The organism is uncultured Paracoccus sp., assembly GCF_947487305.1.
GTDB lineage: Bacteria > Pseudomonadota > Alphaproteobacteria > Rhodobacterales > Rhodobacteraceae > Paracoccus.
Window position 1 is genome coordinate 1 of record NZ_CANKWH010000048.1, and the last position, 6139, is coordinate 6139.

A 6139-nucleotide genomic window follows, 5' to 3' on the forward strand; every position below is an offset into this window, starting at 1 on the left:
CTTCGGTCTCTTGTTTGCCATCTCTGATCCTCCGTTTCCTCATAATAACGGCGGACCACTTCACAGGGGGAGGATCAACGATGTGCCGCACCAATGACGTCGCTCGCCGCATCAAGCGGCACGCAGGTCATATTGTTAAGCGAGATCAGGATCATGCGGAAAGTATAGAGAAAAGCCCGAAGCGATGACAAGGCAAAAAATTGCATGCCATACTAAATTTCAGTTCTAAGCAGATGAGGTGCCTATCGCCCTGAGTGCTCCGATCTCCATCGACCATCAGCCCGCGCCGTTACAGACATCAGTGAGGCCATGGCAGAGGAGAGCTACTGTCTGGGTCCGACAGCAAACGGGCCTGTTGCCTCAATCGATGTCAAACAGTTTCGGAAAGAGGACATCGTGCGTCTTGCAGGGGAAGCGCAGCATGAGGGCGCCGCGCGGAGTTTCCAATCCCACAACGCCATTATCCAGCAACTGTTTCATCGTATTGCGCGCGGTGCGCGGAGCGACACCCAGGAGGGCCGCGACATCGCCGCGCTCCACCTCACCTCGCAGCAAAAAGATGCGCAGCAGGTCGCCGGCCCGTTCACCCAGATCATTTACGACGGCATACTGAACCGCGCCGGTTTTGCCGGAGGCTCCTACTCTTGAGTAGGATGGAGCATCATGAGCAAGACAACGAACAAGTTTTCCCCTGAGGTTCGCGAGCGTGCGGTGCGGATGGTTCTCGACGGCGAGGGACCGCATGGGTCGCGCTGGCAGGCCATTGTGTCCATTGCCGCGAAGATCGGCTGTTCGGCCAATACGCTGAACGATTGGGTCAAGAAGGCCGACGTCGATAACGGCCGACGCGCCGGTATCTCGACCGACATGGCCGCGAAGCTGAAGGCCCTGGAGCGCGAGAACCGCGAACTGCGGCAAGCCAATGAGATCCTGCGCAAGGCGAGCGCATATTTTGCGTTGGCGGAGCTCGACCGCCGGTCGAAGTGATGGCGTCGTTCATCGACGCGCATCGAGGAATGCATGGGGTCGAGCCGATCTGCAGCGTGCTGCCGATCGCCCCGTCTACCTATTACAGCCATCTGGCGAAGCGTGCCGACCCGGCGCGGCAGTCTGATCGGGCGCGCCGTGACGATGCGCTGCCTCCCGAGATCCTGCGGGTTTTTGAAGAGAACTATCAGGTCTATGGCGTGCGCAAGGTCTGGCGGCAACTGCGTCGCGAAGGCTTCGACATCGCGCGTTGCTCGGTCGGGAGGTTGATGAAGGGGCTGGGGATACAAGGGATTATCCGTGGCAAGCCGCGCAGGACAACGATCCCGGACAGATCGGCACCACGTCCGCTGGACAAGGTGAACCGCCAGTTCCGCGTGCCTGCGCCGAACATGCTGTGGGTCAGCGACTTCACTTACGTCGCCACCTGGAAGGGCTTTGCTTATGTGGCCCCTCGCCATGGTCACTCGAACCAGTGGCGTTCCCGTGGCTCGATCATCGACGCATATGCCCGCAAGATCGTCGGCTGGCGCGTCAGCACCTCGGCGCATGCAGGCTTCGTTCTCGATGCCCTGGAGCAGGCCGTGCATGACCGGCGGCCCGCCAAGGGCATGGGGCTGGTTGATCATTCGGACCGCGGCTCGCAATATCTGAGCATTCGCTACAGCGAGCGGCTGGCGGAAGCGGGAATAGAGCCATCGGTCGGCAGTGTCGGCGACAGCGACGACAATGCGCTGGCCGAGACGATCAACGGGTGGTTCAAAGCCGAGGTCATCCATCGTCGCGGGCCTTGGCGCAGTTTTGAAGCGGTGGAATATGCCACACTCGAATGGGTAGACTGGTTCAACAACCGCCGTCTGCTGGAGCCGATCGGGAACATCCCGCCCGCCGAAGCCAAGGCCAACTTCTACGCAGCTCTGGAAACTGAAGTCATGGCCGCGTAACTAACCGAAATCAGCCTCCGGCAAACCCGGCGCGGTTCATTGTGGCATGCGCTGCACGAACTCACCCGATTTCTCGGATCACTCGAAGCCCAAAATCGTTTGTAGTTCCCCAGTCGATCAGCTTGAACGGCTGTAGTTGCGCAAGGAATGAAAAATGCTCGGGCGCGGACAGTTTTTCAAGTTTGTCCAGTGTTCGGTATCCTCCCAGCGGAAGCGCTAGGCGGAAGCCATAACATTGACCGTAGTCGAGTGGCCCATACTTCTTATTCGCGCGCTCAAAAAGAAGTTTGCCGTCTTCGTCCTCTTCGTCGAGGACATCCACGTCCCTAACCGAAATTAACAATTCAAAATCAACATTCGAAAGGACGTTACGTTGCTCTGGGTGCACCAACGCACTGCATTCGACGCGCGCAGATATCAAATCAATCAAGATCGGGCCATACTTTCTGTTCCAGCAAAACAACCTCGAAAAAGCTGAGTGACCAACCACGATTGTATCTCGATGATGCAGCTCAGTGTCTGCTTGAAAAACTAACGGCAAAATACCAGAAAATATCCTTGGATCGCCAATCAGAAGCCGACCCTCATACGCAGAAAAACTGGGGAAGGCTTGAAGAAAATGAAAACTATCAGAAGGTATGCTGTAGTCGATTCGATATTCAGACCAGTCCACAATATCTCCAACTAGTAGCTTTGGTCGTGATTCCTCAACATAGCCTTCGTAGTCTTCGCTTAACTCAACCACCTAGCAATCCTCCAGTTCAACATTCATCTTCCCCTGCTTGCCCTTGATGCTTTCGGCATAGTCGTCAAGCTTGGTAAGTCGACCCTTCTTTATCCACTTGCTGCCTATAGAAGAGTTTACCCCGCGATGCCCCATTCGCCATATCTTGTCTAACCCGCCGGCCACCAGATCCAAAGCATGCAGCGCTGCCAGACCTTTGGCTTCGTCCGCTGCCATTTCCTTGGCTTGGCTGCGGCTATACCCTTCGCCCCGAAGCTCCCGCTCACGTATCCGGAGCCAGCTTTCTCGTGCTTCCCTTTGAGGTGTCCCACTTCTTACGGTCTCCCCCTCCTTATATGCTCGCCTTCGCTCCAAATACTCCTCCGGCGACATCTCGCTCAACTCATCTTCCTGCTTTTTCAACTGGTCACGGTATTCATCACGGTCATACCTGGGTGAAACCTCGAAGCACTCGACCTCATGCTTCTCAGCGGCCCGCGCCGACACCCGGACACCTTCACGATTTCCAGTATCCGCCTTGCTAGCAGCGGCAGCAAGAATCGCCCGGACCTGCTCTTCGGTAAGTTCTCGGACATCCTGTGGGTGACCGGTTATGTGCCCCAGAATATCATTGGCGAGCGGTATCCGCTCCTCCGCGCCGATCACAAGGCCATACTTCCCAGACCAAGCTTCGCTGCCCACAAGGTCTCCAACGCCTTTGACGGGCTGTCTTCCCGCGAGAAGTCGGTGCTTAATGATTGCAGCTTGACCAGCCGAAGACCGGATGACTTGAAACGCTCGACCTTCAGCCGCCCTTTGTTCAGGCGACATCGACAGATCCCTTTCCATGTCCGAAAGGATCACGCCAAGCAATCCACGCCTGCGGGTTCCGGTTCGAGGTTTAGAGCGTGTCTGTGGGCGTGGCCTGGGCTCTGCCGTCGGACGAGGCTGGGCAATCGCCCCCCCAGCGTCGGTCATGGTTCCCGTCATGTTCTGGGCGACCTGATATGGTTCGAAGGCCATGTCCTGCGCGACCATCGACCCCGGCAGTGGGTCGTCGTCCTCCGGCGCCGTATAGGTCCTCGTATCCCTGACAAACACCGCCTCTCCCACCGTATTGCGGTTGTTCATCCAGAAGCGGTCGAGATGTCGGATGACGTGGCTGCCCTCGGCGCGGACCTGAGCCGCGTGGGTTATGGGCTCGCTGATGCCACCTACGGTGTTCGATTTCACGCCCTTGCCGATGCCCGGCTCGTCGCCATGGACATGGCTGGTGTTCGAGCGCATGACCATGGCCTTTTGGCCGGTGAAGCGCACCGAGGGCGTGTAGTTTTCGTCATGGCCGCAGAAATCGACCACCGGATAGGGCACCGGCGTGCCGGGCGAGCGGCAGACATCCGGGGCCAGCGAGATGATCCGGGCCTCATCCGTGTCGCGCAGGCCCTCGCGCGGGGTGCTGGTCGTCCAGGGCGCGGGATAGCCCGGTTCGCCGATATAGGTGTCGCCAGTCTGGTCGCGGGGGATACTCATGCGGCCTCCGCATGGGTCGACCAGCGCCAGGCGAGATGCAGTTTGACGCCCTGAGCCTCGGGCAAGGGAAAGCGGGCGCGCCAGGTCAGCAGGATCAGCGCCCGGTCGCGCCAGTCGAATTGCACGCCGTCGAGGTCAAGGGGTAGCCAGTCACCCTCGTTCTGCCGGACCGCGAAGGTCACTCCGGGTAGCCGGCCTGCGGCGCTCGGGTGGTGCGGATGGAGGTTGGTCAGCAGATAGGCTTCATTGCCTTTCAGGAAAGGACGCGCGATCTGATCCTCGGGGGCGCATTGCCAGAAGCGTGGGTCGAAATCCAAAGGCAGCAGCGGGTGGCGCTCGGCCTGCCAGGCCTCGTCATAGGTGCCGGCGAAACGCGCGCGCTGAGGCCAGAAGGGCGGCACTGGACCGAGGCCCGCCGGTGGATCAGAGGGCTGGGGGTCCTGCCGGGCGCCGATCTGAGGCGCCGGGACGGGGCGCGCCTGCCATGCCTCGCGCAGGCCGATGCGGCCGCGACCGAGCGGGTTCATTGCATCCGGCTCACCCGCACCGAAGGCCGCGCGGCCACCAGCGGCGAGCCGCCAGTCGAGATCGACGAACGTAGCCGGTTGCGGGTCACCCAAGCGCCAATCCGTCACCTCGTCCTGACGCCGAAGCGGCCATCGCGCTGGCCTGACCACCGGCTGCCAGTCTCGCGGGCCGCTGACATGCAAGGTCTTGCGGATCGGACCGATCTCCATGCCGCAGGTCCACTGAGTCGCCGACCCGCCGGGCACGTGGCTGCGCCCCAGACAAGTTACGTCGGTGCCGGTCTTCTCGGGCACCAGATCGCCCTGATGCAGCATCGGGGTCTGATGCGGGTCGCCCGCATAGGCATCCTGCCATTGCAGCGGCATCTGGTCCTCGACCCATCGGGCCGGGCCGTCCTGCACATGCTCGAAGGTGCCGCGCAGGGTGACGACGCAGTCCAGATCGCCATTCTGATCAAATTGCCGGAAGGCCAGTCCCGGCAAGGGGGTCGGGTTCACCAGCTCCATCAGTTCATGTCGATCGGCTTGCCGCGCATCTGGAAGTGATCCGTGGCGACGAAGTTGAAGGTCTTGCCGAGGATGATGACCTCGCCATTCGCCTTCATGATGAACTTGCTGTCGCCGCATTCGATGACGAATTCCTCGCCCACCGCGATCTTCTTGTATTTGCCGACGCTTTCCAGCGCGGTCGAGCCGATGTTCGTGACCTTCGAGACGCCGATCTGTTCGGCCCGGGCAATGCCAATCGTGTCGGATTTGAAGCTGCCGACGATGGTGTTCATGATCCCGGGCAGCGGGAACAGCCCCGCCGCCGCGCCGCCGACACCGCTGCCTGCATCACCAAGCGCGCGCCCGGCATCGGGCCGGTCGCTATCGCCACCAACGACGCGGGCACGATCGCCCAGGCCGCTCAGGCCCAGAAAGCCGAGCGCCGAAGAGGCCACGGTGCCGGCAAACAGATCCAGCCCCGGCCCGGCGCCGCCCGCAACCTCGCCCGCCTGCTTCAACAGACCGGCGGTATGCCCGGCCAGCCCGCCGACCGCCGCCATCAGCGCGAAGGCCGAGACCCCCGTGCCGCCGACCACGGTGTTCATCGAGCCGCCGATCTCGTGCTTCTGATTGCCACCGACCTCGACGGCGCGGTTCTTGCCCACGGCAGCGACCTCGTGGCGGTCGACGCGCTTGATGCGGTCGTTCAGCACGCGGGTGGTCTGGTCCTTCTGGGCGTGGAAGAACATGTTCTGGATGCCGTTCTCATCCTCGAAGGCGATCTCGTTGAAGCCCTCGCCCTTGTGGGTGTTCGAGCGCCAGACGGCCTTGGTCTTGTGCTTGGGCAACGGGTATGGCGCATCATTCTTGCCGTTGAACACATTGCCTGTGACCAGCGGCTTGTCGGGATCGCCTTCGAGGAACTCGACCACGACCTC

General features: G+C 60.9%; 6 protein-coding genes, 1 pseudogene and 1 other annotated feature. Of the genes and pseudogenes, 2 read left to right on the forward strand and 5 right to left on the reverse strand.

Annotated features, from left to right (window positions below):
- Positions 1 to 74 precede the first annotated feature (74 nt).
- The gene (locus Q1A36_RS20930) at positions 75 to 206 is read right to left on the reverse strand and encodes a hypothetical protein (protein WP_299848049.1); all 132 of its coding nucleotides are present in this window, start codon (positions 204 to 206) and stop codon (positions 75 to 77) included.
- A gap of 103 nt (positions 207 to 309) precedes the next feature.
- Between Q1A36_RS20930 and Q1A36_RS20935 the strand changes: the two genes are divergently transcribed.
- Together Q1A36_RS20935 and Q1A36_RS20940 are read left to right on the forward strand one after the other, a co-directional pair.
- The gene (locus tag Q1A36_RS20935; protein ID WP_299848052.1) at positions 310 to 648 is read left to right on the forward strand and encodes a hypothetical protein; all 339 of its coding nucleotides are present in this window, start codon (positions 310 to 312) and stop codon (positions 646 to 648) included.
- Between the two features lie 15 nt (positions 649 to 663).
- Positions 664 to 1931 (forward strand): IS3 family transposase gene (locus tag Q1A36_RS20940; protein WP_299848054.1). Its coding sequence is split into 2 segments (ribosomal slippage): positions 664 to 952 and positions 952 to 1931, totalling 1269 coding nucleotides; the frame shifts between segments, so codons are not numbered across the junction.
- Positions 945 to 1061, forward strand: a sequence feature (AL1L pseudoknot). Its footprint overlaps the gene before it by 117 nt.
- A 61-nt stretch (positions 1932 to 1992) precedes the next feature.
- Here Q1A36_RS20940 and Q1A36_RS20945 read toward each other — a convergent pair.
- From Q1A36_RS20945 to Q1A36_RS20960, 4 genes and pseudogenes are all read right to left on the reverse strand, one after another.
- On the reverse strand, positions 1993 to 2676 hold the full coding sequence (locus Q1A36_RS20945) for a T6SS immunity protein Tdi1 domain-containing protein (protein ID WP_299848056.1): 684 nt from the start codon (positions 2674 to 2676) through the stop codon (positions 1993 to 1995).
- Complete coding sequence (locus Q1A36_RS20950) at positions 2677 to 4185, reverse strand: PAAR-like domain-containing protein (RefSeq protein WP_299848060.1); 1509 nt, start codon at positions 4183 to 4185, stop codon at positions 2677 to 2679.
- Complete coding sequence (locus tag Q1A36_RS20955) at positions 4182 to 5219, reverse strand: DUF2169 domain-containing protein (RefSeq protein WP_299848062.1); 1038 nt, start codon at positions 5217 to 5219, stop codon at positions 4182 to 4184. The genes Q1A36_RS20950 and Q1A36_RS20955 overlap by 4 nt, the downstream gene beginning before the upstream one ends.
- Positions 5219 to 6139, reverse strand: a pseudogene (locus Q1A36_RS20960) (type VI secretion system tip protein VgrG); the annotation flags it as partial. The pseudogene Q1A36_RS20960 and the gene Q1A36_RS20955, both read right to left, overlap by 1 nt.